Source organism: Terriglobales bacterium, from assembly GCA_035573675.1.
Lineage (GTDB): Bacteria > Acidobacteriota > Terriglobia > Terriglobales > Acidobacteriaceae > DATMAB01.
Genome location: DATMAB010000017.1, coordinates 73,069 through 91,552 on the forward strand (window position 1 = coordinate 73,069; position 18,484 = coordinate 91,552).

The 18,484-nt window shown below is 64.5% G+C and carries 16 protein-coding genes; 12 read left to right on the top strand and 4 right to left on the bottom strand.

What is annotated here, in order from left to right; genetic code table 11:
• The first annotated feature begins 975 nt into the window (after positions 1-975).
• The 8 genes from VNK82_07660 to VNK82_07695 all read left to right on the top strand — a co-directional run bounded on the left by VNK82_07660 (position 976) and on the right by VNK82_07695 (position 7,927).
• On the top strand, positions 976-1,908 hold the full coding sequence (locus VNK82_07660) for a hypothetical protein (protein ID HXE90821.1): 933 nt from the start codon (positions 976-978) through the stop codon (positions 1,906-1,908).
• Positions 1,909-2,039: 131 nt separating this feature from the next.
• Positions 2,040-2,840, top strand: coding sequence for an MBL fold metallo-hydrolase (locus VNK82_07665; GenBank protein ID HXE90822.1), 801 nt, complete (start codon positions 2,040-2,042; stop codon positions 2,838-2,840).
• Positions 2,841-3,012: 172 nt separating this feature from the next.
• Entirely contained in the window at positions 3,013-3,450 is a 438-nt protein-coding gene (locus VNK82_07670) for a hypothetical protein (GenBank protein HXE90823.1), read from the top strand.
• 85 nt (positions 3,451-3,535) lie between these two features.
• Entirely contained in the window at positions 3,536-3,937 is a 402-nt protein-coding gene (locus VNK82_07675) for a hypothetical protein (protein HXE90824.1), read from the top strand.
• Between the two features lie 96 nt (positions 3,938-4,033).
• Positions 4,034-5,437, top strand: coding sequence for a copper oxidase (locus VNK82_07680; protein ID HXE90825.1), 1,404 nt, complete (start codon positions 4,034-4,036; stop codon positions 5,435-5,437).
• Between the two features lie 79 nt (positions 5,438-5,516).
• Positions 5,517-6,932, top strand: coding sequence for a TolC family protein (locus tag VNK82_07685; protein ID HXE90826.1), 1,416 nt, complete (start codon positions 5,517-5,519; stop codon positions 6,930-6,932).
• A gap of 61 nt (positions 6,933-6,993) precedes the next feature.
• Positions 6,994-7,449, top strand: coding sequence for a nuclear transport factor 2 family protein (locus VNK82_07690; GenBank protein HXE90827.1), 456 nt, complete (start codon positions 6,994-6,996; stop codon positions 7,447-7,449).
• Between the two features lie 58 nt (positions 7,450-7,507).
• Positions 7,508-7,927, top strand: coding sequence for a hypothetical protein (locus VNK82_07695; protein HXE90828.1), 420 nt, complete (start codon positions 7,508-7,510; stop codon positions 7,925-7,927).
• A gap of 2 nt (positions 7,928-7,929) precedes the next feature.
• Here VNK82_07695 and VNK82_07700 read toward each other — a convergent pair whose 3' ends face one another.
• From VNK82_07700 to VNK82_07715, 4 genes are read right to left on the bottom strand one after another with little or no spacing between them, the layout of a single operon-like run.
• On the bottom strand, positions 7,930-8,880 hold the full coding sequence (locus tag VNK82_07700) for a dihydroorotate dehydrogenase (GenBank protein HXE90829.1): 951 nt from the start codon (positions 8,878-8,880) through the stop codon (positions 7,930-7,932).
• Positions 8,877-10,445, bottom strand: a complete 1,569-nt coding sequence (locus VNK82_07705) for an alkaline phosphatase family protein (GenBank protein HXE90830.1) — start codon at positions 10,443-10,445, stop codon at positions 8,877-8,879. Before VNK82_07705 ends, VNK82_07700 begins: the two co-directional genes overlap by 4 nt.
• 46 nt (positions 10,446-10,491) lie before the next feature.
• Complete coding sequence (locus VNK82_07710) at positions 10,492-13,257, bottom strand: Npt1/Npt2 family nucleotide transporter (protein HXE90831.1); 2,766 nt, start codon at positions 13,255-13,257, stop codon at positions 10,492-10,494.
• A gap of 30 nt (positions 13,258-13,287) precedes the next feature.
• Positions 13,288-15,417 (bottom strand): metallophosphoesterase, encoded by a 2,130-nt coding sequence (locus VNK82_07715; protein HXE90832.1) that lies wholly within the window; start codon positions 15,415-15,417, stop codon positions 13,288-13,290.
• Positions 15,418-15,543: 126 nt separating this feature from the next.
• Here VNK82_07715 and serS point away from each other — a divergent pair, with 126 nt between their 5' ends.
• The 4 genes from serS to VNK82_07735 all read left to right on the top strand — a co-directional run bounded on the left by serS (position 15,544) and on the right by VNK82_07735 (position 18,409).
• Positions 15,544-16,830, top strand: a complete 1,287-nt coding sequence (gene serS / locus VNK82_07720) for a serine--tRNA ligase (protein ID HXE90833.1) — start codon at positions 15,544-15,546, stop codon at positions 16,828-16,830.
• A gap of 84 nt (positions 16,831-16,914) precedes the next feature.
• Positions 16,915-17,289, top strand: a complete 375-nt coding sequence (locus VNK82_07725) for a hypothetical protein (protein HXE90834.1) — start codon at positions 16,915-16,917, stop codon at positions 17,287-17,289.
• A gap of 18 nt (positions 17,290-17,307) precedes the next feature.
• Positions 17,308-18,003: an outer-membrane lipoprotein carrier protein LolA gene (locus tag VNK82_07730; GenBank protein HXE90835.1), complete on the top strand. Its 696-nt coding sequence runs from the start codon at positions 17,308-17,310 to the stop codon at positions 18,001-18,003.
• A gap of 193 nt (positions 18,004-18,196) precedes the next feature.
• Positions 18,197-18,409 (top strand): hypothetical protein, encoded by a 213-nt coding sequence (locus VNK82_07735; protein HXE90836.1) that lies wholly within the window; start codon positions 18,197-18,199, stop codon positions 18,407-18,409.
• The last annotated feature ends 75 nt before the right edge of the window (positions 18,410-18,484 follow it).

The window sequence follows — 18,484 nt, forward strand, 5'->3', positions numbered from 1 at the left end:
TAGGCGAGCAGGCCGGAAAGGACTTACCGGACGGGCTCCGGGGAAGTCTTTGGGCCCAAAGGGGTTAAGGCCCCGGTCTTTGGGCACAAAGGAGTTATTACCTCCTGTCAATCACATCCTCAGTAATTATAGCAAACTAGGAGATGTTGTCAAGAGAAAAATATTTTCCGGATGACGATTTCTGGTCTTGGAACAAGAATTGGTGAGTCTAGGAACAGGGCCCCTCGCGGGGATGGGCGTAAGTTTCACAGTATCAATGAGATGGAGGCCACGGGTTTCTGCGAGTTCCGTTTCCGGAACAAGTCCGGCCCCGAAAGGGCGTTTGGCAGTGGCCGTGGTAAGTGGGGGACGTGCAAGAACAGTTCAACGCTTCACAAGGAGCCACGACATGAATTCCGTATTGGGTGTCGTGTTTATGGTGATCCTGGTTCTGCTCGGCAGCAAATCAGGTTTTGGCGCTTGTTTCACCGTTGAGGACACGTGGATACGGTGCGCCGATCCTGACACGGGATGTTCGGACCAGATCCCGCGAAGCACCTGTGTAATCGGAGGTTCGAGCTATTGCTGGGGCAATCAAGCTTGGGGGCTGTGCTGCAACTCCGTTCAATACTCATCTGATGGGCTGTTCGGCGACTGCGAGAGGAACGTAGGACCCAGGCCACCGCAGGGGAAACTGCTCTTCGAAGAACCTGTGATAACCGTCGTGGTGTATGCGCCTGGCTGCCAGGGACGGTTTGATGTAGTAGAAGTGCCTATGCTCTTTCTGCAAGACGCGTTCAAGCCAAGCTCCGTTGCCGTGAGGCAACGAGGCACGGATCCAATCGGCGTAGGGAGCTGAGGTGGAGTCGTATGCGGTACATGGCTGGATTGCTGGGAGTCTCTTGCTTGGCCGGAGTCTTGCTCTCCAGAGCACAGTCACCGGTTTCGCCTGTGGTCCCAATTGCCTCTCAGGCTGCGCCACTGAAGCTGGAGATCGTGGAGACCAGCCTGGTCGAGTCGCAACTCGGGGGGATCATGATGGACCCGCTTCAATGTGACGGTGACGGGAATATCTACATTCGCTTTTATCAGGAGGGCGAGCGACGCGCGCCCATCAAGAAATTCGACACCCAAGGGAATCGGCAGGCGACCTTTTCGCTTGAAGCTGTTACCGAATGGGATGCGAGCGAACTTACGGCGATGTACTTTTCCGTGAACGCCAGAGGCGAGCTGCATCAGATTGCATGGTCGGAAGACTTGTACGTGCTTACGTTCAACAAGGATGGCAGCTACAAGCGAAGGGCAAAGATCGAGCCTCTGATCATACCGGCTCAAGTCGCCGAATTTGCATCGGGAGAATTCCTGATTACCGGTCGCAAATATGAAGGGAAGAGAGAGGATGGAACGAATCTCATCGAGCCCTTTACGGGCATTTTCGACAGCAGCGGGAAGCTGATCAAGCGACTCACGTTCCAGGACGACCAGGAAATTCAGAAGGCAGTGGAGCGAGGCGACAGTAACTTTGTAAACCCACTGATCCCGGGCACCAATAGGGCAATCTCCATGGGAATGGCGGTTACAGGTGAGGATGGCAACGTTTACGTGATGCGGCGGACGGTGCCAGCAGTGATCTATGCAGTGTCTTCAGCGGGGGAGGTGGTTCGGAAGCTGGCCGTGGATCCCGGAGACCCCGGGATGATGCCGTCCATCATGCAGTTGTCAAAGGGGCGGGTGGCTATTCTGTTCCGGAGCGATGCAACGAAAGAGCAAATCGTCAAGGTTGTGGATTCACAGAGTGGAGAGGAGCTAGTTACCTACGATGCAAACTCGCTAGGGCCTACGCTTGCCTGCTATTCCGGCGGGCAACGGTTCACCTTCTTGAGTACCCGCAAAGGACATCTATCGCTCGATCACGCCGAGCCGCGCTGAATTCAGGTGTCAGGTTTCAGGCTTCGAGAAGAGAAAAAGGTCGAGTCCGCGGCCTCGCAGTTCCGGGGTCGGCCGACCCTTAATCGACTTATTACTCCCACCAATGGCAGGTTTCCGGCTATCCTCGCCCCATGGGCGTGCGGGTCGCGGTGCTGGCCAGCGGGAGCCGGGGGAATGCGGCGGTGGTGGCCAGCGCCCGGACCACTATCCTGGTGGACGCGGGCCTCTCCTGCCGCGAGACCTGCAAGCGCCTGCGCTCCATAGGCGAAGAGCCGGAGAAGCTGGACGCCATCCTGATCTCGCACGAACACTGCGACCACGTGGCGGGCCTGGAGGTGCTGGCGCGGAAGCTCAAGGCGCCGGTGTTCATGACCGAGATGACGCGCTCGGCGTGGCGGAGGGAGCAACGCGCGCGCGGAGGAGAGACGGAACTGGAGCGCTGGGAGCCGTTCCCGGCGGGCGCGACCTTCCACATCGGCGATATCGCCGTCACCGCCTTCACCACGCCCCATGACGCCGCCGATCCAGTGGGCTTCACGTTTCGTATGGAAGGTATAAAAGTCGGGCTGGTGACCGATCTGGGATATGTCCCTTCCAGCGTCCGGCAGCATCTAAAGGGGTGCGACGTGCTGCTGATGGAGTCCAATCACGACCTGGAGATGCTGCGCACGGGGCCCTATCCCTGGAGCGTGAAGCAGCGGGTGATGAGCCGGGTGGGGCACCTGTCGAATGACGCCCTCGCGGAATTCTTTGCCGGCGACTATGATGGAAGCGCCGCCTTCCTGGTGCTGGCGCATCTTTCGGAGCAGAACAACCACCCGGAAATCGCCCGCGGGGCGGCGGAACAGGCGTTGGGTCCCCGTCGTAACCTGTTGCTGAACCGGGTGCTGCTGGCGCAGCAGGACCGGGCGATGGAGCCGATACGGTTGTAGAGATTGTCGCCCTTGGGAGCGATGGGTACTTGCCGACGCCGGTGTCACGGAAGCCGATTGTCATGCTGAGCGAAGCGAAGCACCCCTATGCCCAGGCGGTTCATTCCGGGGCAGGGATTCCTCGCTGCGCTCGGAATGAAGCAACACCAGTGGTGGACGTGGCTGTGGACGTATGAGCCAATGCACGGACCGGGTGATCGGCGAGATCCTGGCAGGCTGGAGGTATGACATCTCCGGCCTGGCGGCGGAGATGCGCGGCGACTACGAGCAGCACCTGGCCGAATGCGCGCGCTGCCGCAAGCGTCAGAAGCTGCACCGCATGATTGACGTGGGGCTGATCGTGGTGGCCACGGTCTCGGCGGTGATGTTCCTGGCGGCCTTCGGGGCCATCCGGTATTTTTCGCCGCGGCATGCCATGCTGCTGGAGATCGCGGCCTTGGCGGGCTTCGCCTTCTCGGGCATCATGTGGGTGGCGGTGGCCGTTACTACGCCGGCGCCGCTGGTGATGGTGGACGCGGCCAAGCTGGGCGCGCGCCGCCTACACGAGCGCCTGCCGGAAGAGATCCGCAGCCGGCTGCCGGAAGAACTGGAGATGAAGCTGAAGGGGTGAAGGTTTCTGCAGCGGCTAAAGCCGCTCCTTGTACGTGCCCAACGGCACGGCTAAAGCCGTGCCCTGATACGAAGCAGAGGAACAAATGATTGGTCGCGCGGCTCTTCCCACGGTGGCGGTTTTCGCGGCGGCCATGGTCCTGCTGAGCGGGACGATGGCGACCGCGGCCGCATGCCAGGCGTGGTGCGCACGGGCGGCGCAGCCCCCCGCTGCGATGCATCACGGCGGCATGGACCATCAGCACGACACGATGTCGGCAGATCTGGCGAGGTGCGCGGGCATGTCCGCCGGGGAGTGCGCGGCGCAGATGGACGCGCGGCTGCAGCGCCGCGGTACCAGCCTGCCCGAGCCGCGCGCGGTTTCGGCCGCCCTTGCGGCGGCAGCCATTCCCCAGTCCACTCCTGCGGCGAGCGCCCAACGGGTGGCGGTCGCCGCCAGTCCACCTGACCTCGAAGGTTCTTCCACCGCTATTCCTCTGCGCATCTAGTCCGGTTTTTCTCCTTTCTTGCCGCTCGAGCCGTGGACGGTGAGCGTCCGCGGTTCTGAGTTGCTTTTCAGTTTCAGCGATCCAAGGAGCGTGGATATGAACAGCCGACGCAATTTCCTGCGCGCGGCACTGGCGCTGGGCGCCGGAGCCGCTGCCACCGCCCAAGCATTCGGGCAGCAACATCAACGTGAGGATTCGAAAGCGCAGCCGTGGGGCACGCCACCGTCGCGGCGTGCCGCGGGCGTGCCGTTGCCGGTCGAGACGCCGGACGTGCCGCAGCTCGAGTGGAAGCTCGAGAACGGTGTGAAGGTCTTCCATCTCGTCGCCGAAGTGGTGAAGCGTGAGATCTATCCCGGGAAAGTGGTGGACCTGTGGGGCTACAACGGCAGCGTGCCCGGTCCCACCATCCAGGTGACCGAGGGCGACCGCGTGCGGCTCGTGGTGGAAAACCGCTTGCCCGAGCCCACCTCGATGCACTGGCACGGGTTCGAGATCCCGGTGGAAATGGACGGCATGCCTGGCATCAGCCAGCCGCTGATCCATCCCGGAGAGACGTTCGTGTACGAGTTCACGCTGCGCCAGGCGGGAACCTTCTTCTACCACTCGCACATGAGCATGCAGGAAATGATGGGCATGATCGGGCTGTTCATCATGCATCCGAAGGAGGCGTGGCGGCCGCGGGTGGACCGCGACTTCGGCTTCGTGCTGCAGGAGTTCGCCATCCTGCCCAACGCGACCGTGCCCAACTCGCTGTCGATGGAGTTCAACTGGCTGACCATGAACGGCAAGGCGGCGCCGGCGACCACGCCTATCCTGGTGAAGCGCGGAGAGCGCGTGCGGCTGCGTTTCGTGAACCTGGGCATGGACCATCACCCCATCCACGTGCACGGACACACGTTCGTGGTGACGGGCTCGGAAGCGGGCCGGCAGCCGGAATCGCTCTGGGGCCCGAAGAACACCACGCTGGTGGGCGTGGCCGAAGCCACCGACGTGGAGTTCGTCGCGGACAATCCCGGCGACTGGATGGTGCACTGCCACCTGCCGCACCACATGATGAACCAGATGGCGTCCATGACCGGGCCGCTGTGGACGTTCAACGGCATGGCCGCGGGGCTGAGCATGGAAGACGGCATGGGCCTGCTGCGCCAGGGACATGCTACGTCGGAGAGCTTCGGTCCCAGCCTGGGACGCGGCATGGGCTTCGGCTCGGACCACGAGCGCGCCACTACCGACCTGCCCTTGCAGCAGGCGCACGCGCATCACGGCGGCGGACTGTGGAAGGTGGCGCCGGGCGCGAACCAGGTGCCGGGATTCCCGCAGGACCACTTTCCGGTGCTCGACGAGCTGGTGGCCAAGCCCGAAACCTACGGGCTGGCGAAAGGGTGGTCGGGCGCCATGATGGGCATGATGACGCTGCTGCGCGTGCTCGAGCCGGAAATGTACGACAAGATCCAGGCGCTCAAGCGCGAACCGGCGCGTGAAGAACACAAGCACGGATGAGGCGGCGTTTCCAGCAAACGGAGGCGAGACGCCTCCGCGACAGCCGGCGAGGACGCCGGCGCTACGAGAAGAGGAAGCCATGAGAGAGAACACTTTGTTTCGAGTCCTGCTGGTGGCGGTGATGGCCTTGCCCGCCGGAGTTCGCGCCCAGGAACCCGCTCCGGCGGGACAGCATGCACGGCATCAGCCCAGCGCGCCGAAGGCGACGCAGGCGCCGGAGGCGGAAGAAAGCGGTCCGGCGCTGACGCTGGAAGAACTGGAGCGCATGGCGCTGGCCAACAATCCCACGCTCAAGCAGGCGAGTGCTGAAGTGCGCGTGGCTGCGGGACGCGCGAAACAGGCGGGCCTGTATCCCAACCCGACCGTGGGATATCTCGGGGAGGAGATTCGCGGCGGGCGCTCGCGTGGCGGCCAGCAGGGATTCTTCATCGAGCAGCCTATCGTGCTGGGCGGCAAGCTGAAGCGGAGTCGCCAGGTCTTCGAGCAGGAGCGCGTGCAGGCGGAGGCTGAGTCGGAAGAACAGCGTCTGCGAGTGATGAACGCGGTGCGCATGCTGTATTTCCACTCGCTGGCGGCGCAGGAGTCCGTGGCCGTGCGCCGCAAGCTGGCGCGGCTGGCGGCGGAGGCGGTAGAGGTCTCGCGGCAACTGCATAACGTGGGCCAGGCCGACCAGCCGGACGTCCTGCAGGCGGAGATTGAGGCGCAGCGGGCCGAACTGATGCTGATCGAGACGGAAAACCGGCGCCAGCATGCGTGGACGGCGCTGGCCGCGGTGGCGGGCAATCCGCAGCTTCCGCTTGCGCGGCTGGCCGGACGGCTGGAGGAAAACCTGCCGGACATCGCGCCCGAGCAGTACATCGAAGACCTGGTGCGCAACAGCCCGGCGGTGCGCATCGCGGAGGCGGGCGTGAGGCGCGCGGAGCTGGCGGTGGGGCGCGCGCGACGGGAGGCGGTACCGGACCTGGTCCTGCGCGGCGGGCTGCAGCAGAACCGCGAGTTGCTGGAGGCTACGGGACGTCCGGTCGGCCTGCAGGGATTCGCGGAGATCGGCGTGCAGTTGAAGCTGTTCGACCGCAACCAGGGCGGCGTGGAGTCGGCGCGCGCGGAACTGGAACGCGCGCAGGCCGAAGCGCGGCGCGTGGAGCTGGTGCTGCGCGAACGCTCGGCCGCACTGCTGCGCAGCTACCGAGATGCCCGCGCGATGGCGGAGCGCTACCGGGCGCAGATGATCCCGCGGGCGCAGCGAGCGTACGAGCTGTACCTGGCCAAGTACCAGGAGGTGGCAGCGGCGTATCCGCAGGTGCTGATCGCGCAACGGACGCTCTTCCAGTTGCAGACCGATTACATCGAGGCGCTGGAGGCGCTGCAGACCAGCTCGATCGCGCTGCGCGGGTATCTGCTGACCGACGGACTGGAAGCTCCGGCGCGGGCGGGCGAGATGGACCTGCCGGTACGCGAGATCAACATCCCGATGGCAAGGCCGATGGAAAAGTAGCAATCAGCACGCAGCGTTCAGCAGTCGGCAGTCAGCAGAGGAACTCAGGAGGAGAGGGAGAATGCGAAAAGTACTGTTGCTGGCAGTTCTGACCCTGAATGGGTTGGCGTGGGCGGAGAAAACGCCTGAGCCGGAAGTCCGCGCGGTCATCGAGCAGTTCGAGCGCGGACTGGCCGAGCGCGACCTGGCGAAGATCGAGCCGTTGATGGCGGAGGATCTGGTGGCGTTTGAGAACGGCCACCGTAATGACGGCTGGGCGGACTTCCGCGACCATCATTTGGTGCCGGAGATGAAGGAGCCGGCGCCGCCGATGAAAAGCGAACTCGTGCGTCTGGCGGGGACGCCGCAGATGGGATGGGGCTATACCAGGACCACGATGACGCTCACACGCAAGTCGGGGGAGAAGGTCGAGGCAACGCTGTGGTCCGTATATGTGCTCGAAAAGAGAGGAGGCGGATGGAAGATCGTCGCGCTCGACTGGAGCTTCTGGGCGCCGCGACCGTCCTCTTCCAAGTAGCGGAAGCGCGGCGCGAGAGATGGCCGGGCACGATGCCGCGCGACGCAGGAGGACCGACATGATCGGCCAGTATCGGGAAGTGCTCTATGGCCTCGCCTTCGGCCTGGGTGCTTCGGCCATCGACATCGCCATGCACGTTCACCTTGAGAGCCATTCGGTTCAGGAAGAAGTCACGGGCCCGCACGCCTGGATCACGCTGGCGTACCGCGGGATGTTCATCGTGTTCGGGCTGGCAGTGGGCTGGCTGCTGTGGAAGAAGAGCCAGCGCGAACGTGAGTTCCGGAACTTGTCCGAGCTGCTGAAGCGCTTGCGGCGGGAAGTCGGCGCGCCTGCCGTGTTAATGCACGCGAACCTGCAACTCCTGCTCACGCGCGACGACCTGCGTCCGTCCGGCGAAGCAGAAAAGATCGTGCGCTTTCTTTACGAGCAGTCGCAGCATATCCAGTCCGCCATCAAGGGCGCGCCCGAGGTCGGATAAAGTCAGTCCGTGATGAGCCCGCCGATTAGGTCGTTGAGTCGAGCCACGCGGTGCTCCATGCACCAGCGTTCGAGCGCGTTGACGATGTTCTCCGTAGCGCAGGGATCCCAGTAATTGGCCGTGCCCACCTGGACGGCGGCGGCGCCCGCGAGCAGGAATTCGACCACGTCGGCGGCGGTCGTGATGCCGCCGATGCCGATCACCGGGATGTCCACCGCATGCGCGGCTTCGTAGACCATGCGCAGAGCGATGGGCTTGATGGCAGGACCAGAGAGCCCGGCGGTGATGTTGGAGATGCGCGGGCGGCGGGTTTCGGCGTCGATGGCCATGGCCACGAAGGTGTTGACCAGGGAAAGAGCGTCGGCGCCGGCGTTTTCCGCCGCGCGCGCCATCTGCGGGATGCTGGTGACGTTGGGCGAGAGCTTGACGATCAGCGGGCGCGTGGCCGCGCCCTTCGCCGACGCCACCACTTCCTCGAGCAGCACCGGGTCGCTGCCGAAGCTGATGCCTCCGCGCTTCGTGTTGGGGCAGGAGACATTCAGCTCGTAGGCCGCGATGCCTTCGCCCTGGTTCAGAATGCGGATGGTGGCTTCGTAGTCCTCGACCGTGAAGCCGAAGACGTTGGCGATAACGACGATGTCTTTTTTCTTGCGCAGCAGCGGGAGCTTTTCTTCGACGAAGGCGGGCGCCCCGATGTTCTGCAGCCCGATGGAGTTGAGCATGCCCGCTGCACTCTCGAAGATGCGCGGCGGCGGATTGCCGGCCATGGGTTCGCGCGAGAGCCCTTTCACCACGAAGCCGCCCAGCCGGGGCAGCGACACGATGTCCTCGAATTCCAGGCCGTAGCCGAAGGTGCCGCTGGCGGCGATGACCGGGTTCTTGAAACGGATGCCGCAGAAGGTGACGCTCAGGTCGGGCGGCTGCGGCGGCCCGGCAGGATGCGTGGTGCTCACGGTTTGCCTCCGTCGGCCAGGGCTTCACTGAGCACGCGCCCCACGCTGTGCGACGGCGGCGTGATGCCGAGCAGCGAAGCCAGGGTCGGCGCGAGGTCCACGGGCTCGACGCTCTGGCGGTAGACGCCAGGGCGGAACGGCAAACCGTAGAACAACAGAGGAACGTGAGTGTCGTAAGACCACGGGGAGCCGTGGTGAGTGCCGCGCGACATCCCGGCGGCGTAGCGTTCCGGCAGTCCGATCACATACCAGCCACCGTAGGGCGAGAAGCTGTGAGCCACGCGGCGGCCGAGCGCGGTCGGTGGCAGGACGCCGTTCTCGATCTGATATCGGGTGAAGAAGCCGGTCCAGCCGCCTGCTTTCTGCAGCGCCTCGCCGGCCGCTTTCTCGGCTTCAGCTTCGCTGAGGTGGGTTGCGGCAAAGGCATCCGGCGAGAGGTAGGCGACGGGCCAGTCGATGCCGGCAATGAAGTCGGCGCGGACACCGAAGCGGGCGGCGAGCGCGGCATTGGCCTGGTTGCGGAAGGCGCTGACATCCACGTTGCGTCCCGGTAGACGCAATCCGGCAGCGGTGGCGGGCAGCGGAGCCGTGCCATGGTCAGAGGTGAAGACCAGCCACAGATTGGCCAGGCCGAACTGCCGTGCCAGATAGGCGAAGAACTCGCTGAGCTGGCGATCGAGCGCGAGGATCATGGCCGCCATTTCCGGCGAATCCGGACCGGCATCATGTCCCAGGTAGTCGGGCGCGGACAGGGAAAGGATAAGCAGGTCGGTGGCGGGGCCGGAGCCGAGTTTCTCTTCCTGGATGAGCTGGCGGGTGAACTCGAGCTGGTACTCGGTGGCGAACGGGGTTTCGCCGATGGAATCCTTGAACTTGCCGGATGCGGAGGGCGGGCGAAGGACGTTTCCGGCACCATCCTTCCATTCCAGGCTGCGATATTTGTCCAGCCGGCCGCCGGCATTGAAGGTTTTCACCCACTCGGGCGGATCCTTCATGTAGTAGGACGAGGTGACGAAAGAACCCTCGGAATCTGCGGCCCAATAGGCCGCGTCCGCAGCGCGTCCGGCGGGAAGGATGGCGGCACGTCGCTTAAGCGATACGGCGAAGACGCGTGACTTGCCACCGGTGGCCAGTTTCAATTCGTCGCCGAGCGTAGAGGCGAGCATGCGCCAGGGCGAGCCGCCGGCCCGGGTACCGACGCCCGTGGTGGCGTCATCCTGCTCGGCAGGCACCATCTGCTTCAGTTTCGGGTCCCAAAGATTGTTGCTCTGGATGCCGTGTCCGTCGGCGTAGGCGCCGGTCAGCAGGGTAGTGTAGCTGGGCGCGGTCAGAGAAACGGCGTGGTCGTAGCGACAGTCTGCGAACACGGCGCCGCGCTCAAGAAAGGTGTTGAAGCCGCCGGCGCCGAAACCGGCGCGGTGGCGCTCCAGAAAGTCGGCGCGGAACCCGTCCGCGATGATGATGACGACCAGCCGAGGCCGGGCATCGTAGGCGGAAGCGAAGGCGAGCGAAGAGAAACACAACAGCGACAGCAGTCCGGCCGCGCGCAGGAAGCGGATTCTCATTCGTTTCTAGTGTACGACAGGGCGGGCGGCGGTCAGTGGCTTCCGGTCAGTCCGCGGCGGGGGCGCCGCTCTGCGCTGAAAGGCGGACCTTGGCCTGGCGCGCGGTCTCGCGCAGCAGCGGATCGGGATGGTTCAGGCAGCTTTCAAGCTGCGCCACCAGCGAAGTGAGGCGGAGCGTGCCGATGGCGTAAGCGCCGCAGGCCTTGAGCCATGGGTCATCGCTGGAAACCAGCTCGGCGACCGCGGCTTCGCGGGTTTCCACCCCTGCGTGACACAAGCGGGCGCCCAGGCTGGCGCGCTCGGCGACGGAGACCTCGCTGTCGAGCAACGGCACCAGGGTGTTCCGCAGGGCGGGCTTGAGCACGTTGTCCAGGAATTCGAGGGCGTTGTCATGCACCACGGCGTTCGAAGACTGAAGGCCAACGTAGGCGCTGTGGAAGTCGTAACCGGGATGCAGCAGGGTCAGAAGGCGGAAGATGCGCTCCACTTCCTGGCGCATGGATTCGCGCAGAGCGCTGGAGACGGCGTCGCGGTCATCCAGGTTTTCGCCCAGCGTGTTCAGAATCTGGTAGGAGCGATAGTGACCCATGATCTCGGCGGCGAGGACGCTCTCCAGCAGGAGCGTATCCAGCTCCAGGCCGGGATGAGCGTCGCGCAGCTTGTTCAAGGAGCTGAGGATGAGGAAGCGCAGGTTGGTTTCGCGTTCGAGCAGGTTTTCCATCAGGGCGCGGCCGGCGGCGGGCGTACCGATGCGCGCCAGGGCATGCGCGATGGAGGCGCGCAGCTCGGTGCTTTGCGCGGGATCTCCGAGGTAATCGCGCAGGGTTCCGACGATGCTGTCGCCGAACAGGGCGAGAGCTTCGGCGGCATCGTTGGAGAGAGCCGGATCCGTCAGGCGTTCGATCACGGTGGGAAGCAACCGGCGGCAACGCTGGCGCCCGATCGCGCGCAGCGCGTGGCGCCGGACGTCGGCGTCGGAATCTTTCACGAGCCGCTCCAGGTGCGCGTCGAACGGACCCTCGACCACCTGCAACAGGCGGGCGGCCTCGCGCCGCGAACGCGCACCCTGCGTCCCCGGCTCGTCGATCATGGCGTCGAGAATGCGGGTGGCAGCCTCCAGGTTCTGGGTGTCGCCGGGGCGCGCGAGAAACGCCGCCATGGCCGAGCGGATGGAGAAATCGGGAAAGTCGCCCAGCTCTTCGATCTTGTGCAGCGGATCGATGTGCGCATGATGAGCCAGGTAGAGCAAAGCTTCGGTGCGGACCTCGAAGTCCGGGTCCCGCAACAGGCCTTCGACCTCGGGCACCACCAGGCGGTCGCCGGCCTCGGCCTGCAGGGCCAGGGCCTTGCGCCGCACCTCGGCAGCCGGGTGATAGAGCAGCCCGCGCACGGCGGGATGCACGCGGCGGCGTCGCTCGGCCTCAAACAGGCTCAGCGCATAGAGGATCTCCTTGGGGTCGGTGGAAACAAAGCGGTCGGAGAAAATCTCTGCGGTCGAGCGGTCGAGCACGGGGGTGTCGATGTGCTCGACGTCCATGCGGTGCCGGCGGATGCTGTCGCGCAGGGTGTGGACATACTGTTTGCGCGCGAAGAACGCGGCCACCAGCCATCCGCCGATGAAGACCAAATTTACCCAGCCGACCTCGCGTGCGCCGAAGCGCAGGCGGTCGGCAAACAGCACCAGGGTGAGCGCTGCGAGCCCGTCTCCCAGCCTCCAGATGAAGGTGTCAATGAAGGATTTCACGCGCAGCTTCAAGTCGGCGGCCAGCGGCAGGTAGAGCAGCTCGACAGAGGACTTGTCGATGGAATAGCGCAGGACCTGGTCGCTGCCTTTCAGCAGCACGGCCGCCACGAGCGTTCCGAACGCCAGCACACCGATGGTGCCGCCGAGCAGCGCGACCGGCACAACGTACAAGGTGAACCCCAGGCCGAAGCGGCGCAGGGCGCGGGAAGTGAGCAGCATCTGGGTGAGGAGACAGGCGATGCCGGCGATGAAATTGAAGTCGCTGAAGAAGAGTGCCAGGGCGTCCTTCTGCGGGACGAACTGTTTGGCGATGGCCTTGAACTGCCAACCTGCGAAGGTGGTGACGAACGAAGACATGCAGATCACGGCGGCGATGGCGATCAAGTAGGGCGAAGCCGCGATCTGGCGAAGGCTTTCGAGGACGGTAGGCTGCGCCTCGGCTTCATGGGTTCCGGACTCCAGCGGATTGAGCTGCTTCCGCCGCCAGATGGGCACCACCAGGCCGGCACAGATGGCCAGGCAGACCGCCATGCCCATCAGCAGGCCTTCCGTGCCATAGGCCTTCACCGTCACCCGGGAGGCGAAGCCTCCGAAAATCCATCCCGAGATGGCGCCGGCGCCGACCAGGCCGAAAATACGCTTGGCTTCGCGCGTGGTGAGGACGAAGTTGGCGAGCTTCCACACCTGCATGGGCGCGAGCACGCCGAAGATGCCCACCCAGATGTAGAAGACCGGAAACAGCCAGGGCTGCTGGTGGAAGTGTACGAGGTACCAGAACAGGACGCAGGTGGCGGAGTAGAGGAACAAGCAGCCGACGAGCAGATTGCGGAGAGTGACGCGGCGCGCCACGGCGAGGTAGCCGGCCACGACCACGCCGACCAGAAGAGCGCTGGCGAGGTCGGCCATGGGGAGCTTGACGGCATCGAAGCGATCGAGGAAAAGAGCGTCGCGAGCGACCTTGCCGATGGTGTAGGACGCAATGACCAGGAACAGGTAGAGGTACAGCAGAACGCCGCGGCCCAGGTCGCCCGGGCGCAGCGTCAGGACCCGTTCCAGGTAGGCGATCATCGCAGCACACGCCGTGGGGAACCGGGGCCGTCAGCGTTGCGCATCGATGGGCTCCAGGTTGAACAGCACCATGGTTTCGCCGCGCTCGCGGATGAGCTTGTCGAAATGCTCGATGATCTTGCGGCGCCGTACGAACAGGGCATCGATCTCCGCGGAGCGCAAATACTTTTTCATCTTCTCGCGAACCAGGCCTTCGTCCAGGTTGCGCAGGCGCTCCAGAAAACCGCGGTCGCATTGAACAAGCAGGTCGGGTGTGCGCAGGTTCTCCTGGCGGCGGAAGGCGCGGGTGTGGTCGATGAGCCACAGGCGCCAGTGCTTGTCGATGAGCATGTTCCCCTGGTTGCGGTCGGTGTTGTAGACCAGGTTGTCGAACACGCGCATGACGTGGAGCTGCTTGCTCCAGCGGACGCGGTCGGGGGGCTCGATCTTCTTCTTCTGGATATCGGTGTACTGGGTGACGCCTTCCAGCCATATCTGCATGGAGCCGTCGGTTCCGCCGTAGCCGCGCTTGATGGCGGGCGGCACCCAGGGCAGGCCGAGCAACTGGCTGAGTTCGTAGGCGGCAGGCTCGAAGGTGGCGTCGTCACGGAAGAACATCTCGGTTTGCCCGCCGGCCATAGTGGTGTAGGTCTTTTCCTCGCCGACGTTGCGGTAGACGGCGTTGGCCACGATGCCGTCTTTCACCAGCTTCATCTTCTTGGGATTGGTGATGCCGGTGCCGATGTCCTTGATGCCGCGCACCTTCGCCGTGCGCAGGAACTCGAGCAGTTCGGCATCGCTCTTGAAGGGGAGTGGCTGGCCGTCGGGCCCGATCCACTGGTGGGGCAGCGGCTCGGTGGATGCCGCAGGCGCGGCCGATTCAGATTCGGCGTCTGCATATTCGGCGAGCGAGCCGCCGCCCGGGGCCGCAGCCGGCCGGGACGGAACCGGAGTTACCGGACCGTTGAGCAGCACGATGCGTTCATCGTGATAGACGGCGGTGAACTTGGGGCTGGAAATCTCCAGCGCGGAAGCGCGGCCCTGGGGCAGGTAGCCGGTGAGCATGCCGGTGTCGATGAGAAAGACGCGGCCGCCGAAGCGAACGCGCACGCGTCCATCCGCCTGGGGCGTGTGGCCCACCACCAGGTTGGTGGCGCCAAGCGAGGCCAGCAGCGCCGCTACTTTGGGCGTGCCTTCCGCCTCGGTCCACTCCGCGTAGCCGCGGAACCAGACCGGTCCGTCAGGATGGATGCTGTACCAGCGGTTATAGGCGAGGAATTCCTCCAGCGTCTTGCGGCGGCGGTCGTCGGTCTCCGAGGGCTTCCAGGACTTGCCTTCCGCCTGAGCCGCGGCGGTTCGGGTGGCGGCGTCCGCCTTCAGCCGGTCCAGTTCGGCCTGTGCGGCCTCGGTGGCCTCCTGCAGAGTGAAGAAGGGAAGCGCAATCTTTTCCTGCGCGAGCCAGGTGCGAAAGGCGTCCATGGCCTGAAGTTCGTCGCGCACCCGCTTGTTGATGCGCTCGGGATCGGTATCGGGCAGGGCCGGATTGATGCCGCCGTGCACGAACAGCACACCGTCCAGGCGGGCGATCACGGGCTTTTCACGCAGCCAGCGGCCATACTTGCCGTCGGGAGCGAAGGCCTCGCGGTGCTCGAGGAAGCCCGGCGGGTGGGCGTCCATCCATTGTTTCTCGAGGTCGGCGCCCGAGATCGTGGATGCGGTCGGCGGGGCGCGGTCCTTGCGCCAGTCCAGATATTGTTCGAAGGCCTTGCGGCGACGCTTCTCGGAGTCCGGGCTGGCGAAGGTGGCGTAGCTGCGTACGTAGCGCAGGTCGCCGGTCATGTTCATGATCTCGTGGTTGCCCAGCAAAACCGTGACGCGGCCCTTCTTGCGCGGCGCCTCTTTCTCGAGCGCCATCATCAGGTCGAGCACGGCGCGGTCGGCGGGGCCGCGGTCGATCATGTCGCCGGTCTGGACCAGCGTGGTCGGGCCGCCGGTCCAGCGACGGTTGGCGTCGATGAGCCCCGCATCACGCAAGATGCCGGTGAGCGCTTCGATGTCGCCGTGGGCGTCGCCGATCGCCACCACGCGCTCGGAGGCGCCGAGCGGGACGGCAGTGGACGGCAGAAGCAGCAGGACCGCGGCCACGGCCGACCAGCGCCGGATCTTGGAAACCGAAGTCATGGCATCTTCCTGAACCCTTGGATGCTGCGCCGGCGGGCGCCGCCATGGGTCCAGCCCCGAATCGCTTTAGTGTACGCCATCGCCGGTTTCTTTTGGCGGCGGCTTTCCGGTAGATTTAAGGATTCCATGCTCGACCTTGCCTTCGTCCGGGAGAACCTCGCGCTGGTGGAAGAAAAGCTGCGGCAGCGCGGGCTGGATCCCGCCGCGCTGCTGGGCGACTTCCATGCCCTGGACGCGGAGCGCCGGCGCCTGATCACCGAAGCGGAGACGCTGCAGGCGGAACGCAACCGCAAGTCGGAAGAGATTGCGCGGCTCAAGCGCGAGAAGCAGGATGCAGCCGCGCTGATCGCCGAAACCAAGGTGCTCCGTGAGCGGGCGGAGGAGAAGCAGAAGCGGGCGGAAGAAAAAGAGACCGCACTGCGCGCGCTGCTGGCCTCGATCCCGAACCTGCCGCACGTGAGCGTTCCCGTGGGCTCGGGGCCCGAGCAGAACCGCGAAGAGCGCCGCTGGGGCGCTCCGCCCAAGTTCGATTTCGCGCCCAGGCCGCACTGGGAGCTGGGCGAGCAGTTGGGCATCCTCGACCTGCCGCGGGCGGCCAAGCTTTCCGGAGCGCGCTTCGCCGTCTACTGGGACGTGGGCGCGCGGCTGGAACGGGCCCTGGCCAACTTCATGCTCGATGTGCATACGCGGGAGCACGGCTACACCGAAGTGCTGCCCCCGTTCCTGGTGAACTCCGATTCGCTGTACGGGACGGGCCAACTGCCCAAGTTCGCCGGCGACCTGTTCAAGTGCGAGAACGCCGACCTGTGGCTGGTGCCCACGGCCGAAGTCCCGGTGACCAACCTGTACCGCGACGAGGTCCTGGAGGCGGCGCAGCTTCCGCTCTCGCTCACCGCCTACACGCCCTGCTTCCGCAGCGAGGCCGGGTCGTACGGCAAGGACGTGCGGGGCATCATCCGCCAACACCAGTTCCAGAAGGTGGAGCTGGTGAAGTTCGCGCATCCGGAAAAGTCCTATGACGAGCTGGAGAAGCTGACGCGCGACGCAGCCACGGTGCTGGAAAAGCTGGGGCTGCACTACCGGGTGGTGACCTTGTCCACCGGCGACATGGGCTTCGCCGCCGCCAAGACCTACGACATCGAGGTATGGCTGGCCGGGCAGCAGGTGTTCCGCGAGATCTCGTCCTGCTCGAACTTCGAAGCTTTTCAGGCGCGGCGCGCCAACATCCGCTTCCGCCGCGAAGGCAAAGGCAAGAGCGAGTTCGTGCACACGCTGAACGGGAGCGGACTGGCCATCGGGCGCACCTGGGTGGCGCTCATCGAGCACTACCAGCAGGCCGACGGTTCGGTGATGATTCCGGAAGCGCTGCGGCCGTACGTGGGCGCGGAACGCATCGCACCGCGCAGACTGTAGCGGCATCGTTGCCAAAGCCTGCCGTGCCATCTAGACTGAAATCACCGGCAGTTTTTCCGCTCCGAGGGACCTGTTTCCGTCAACATGGGCCGTGTTTGGCAGACAATCCGCAGCTTTATCCTGTGGGAGTATGCGCGCGGAAGCTGGCAGTACGACGTGATGGTGACGCTGATCGTCCTGTTCGTGCTGTTTTCGCCGTACTGGATCAACTTCAACGACAAACCGGTGGAGCGCGCCCCGCATCCAAGTGAGGTGACCGTCCGGCCCGACGGGCAGGGCGGTTTTGTGTATCGGGTGGAGGCGGCCGCCGTTCCGCATGGCGATGCCAAGGCGGTGGAGGCCGGGCTGCTCCGGGTGATCGAGCCGATGGCCGGCGAAGTCACTATCGTGCGGTACGTACCCGTGAGGGACGCCAGTGGCAAGGTGACGGCTTACGATGCGTGGGTGCAAAGGCAGTAGAAGAGAAGGGAATCCCCGATGATTCGCTTTCCAATTACAGCCATTGCTCTGGTGATGGCGCTGGCGGCCCAGGTAGCGGCTGGGCCCGCGCCGCCTTCCGAACTGGAGGCGGTGCTGGATCGCATGGACGCGGCCGCGGCATCGTTCCGCACGGCCGAGGCCGACTTCGTGTGGGACCAGTACCAGCGCGTGGTGCAGGAGACCGACACGCAGAAGGGCAAGGTTTTCTTCCGCCGGCGCGGCCAGGAAACGCAGATGGCCGCCGAGATCGCCGTCCCTGACAAGAAATACGTGCTGTTCACCGAGGGCAAGGTGCGCCTGTACCAGCCGCGCATCGACCAGGTCACCGAGTATTCCACCGGCAAGAACAAGGGCGAGGTGGAGAGTTTCCTGGTGCTGGGGTTCGGCGGCCGTGGCCACGACCTGCTGAAGTCGTTCGAGGTGCGTTATGCCGGCAGCGAAGCCATTGGGGGCGTGAAGACGGCGCGCCTCGAACTGCAGCCCAAGACGCTAAAGATGCGGGGCGTGTTCGAACGCATCGTGCTGTGGATCGATTGGGAGCGCGGCGTCTCGCTCCAGCAGCAGTTCTTCGAGCCCTCCGGCGATTACCGGCTGGCCCAGTACACCAATATCCGCCTGAACCAGCAGGTCGCCGACGACGTTTTCCGCCTGAAGACCACCAGCAAGACCAAGTTCGTAAATCCTCAGGGTTAACTTTCGGCGCGGCCTGCGTTCCCCCGAGAGTCGCATGCTATCCAGCTTGTTTTCTTGGGGTTAGGGATTCTTCCGAATTTCATCAGAAAGTTCTTTGTGCGGCGAGGTGAGACAGCTATACTCCGGCTTATTCATAAAATCTGCCGGAGGGCGGAGTGTTTTCTTCTGCGACCTTGGCAGGAAGCAGGCAATCATGGCAAGAGTTTTTACGCTTCCCGCGAATCCTTCCCCGCGCCACAAGCGACAACGCAATTCCGACCCGCGGTTTCTCGAAGGTCAGAGGATGATCGCGGAGGCCATTCGCTACCTGGCGCAGTCAGATCCGCACAAGAACCAGCCCGCTATCTTTCTGCTGTCGGAGCACTTCCGCACGCAGTTCCGCATGAGCGACCTGCCGCCGCGATAGGCCGGATGGCATCCCGCCGGCAGATGCTAAAATGAAGTTTCTGGTACTCATTCCCCGCTCCCGGGAATCATAGAG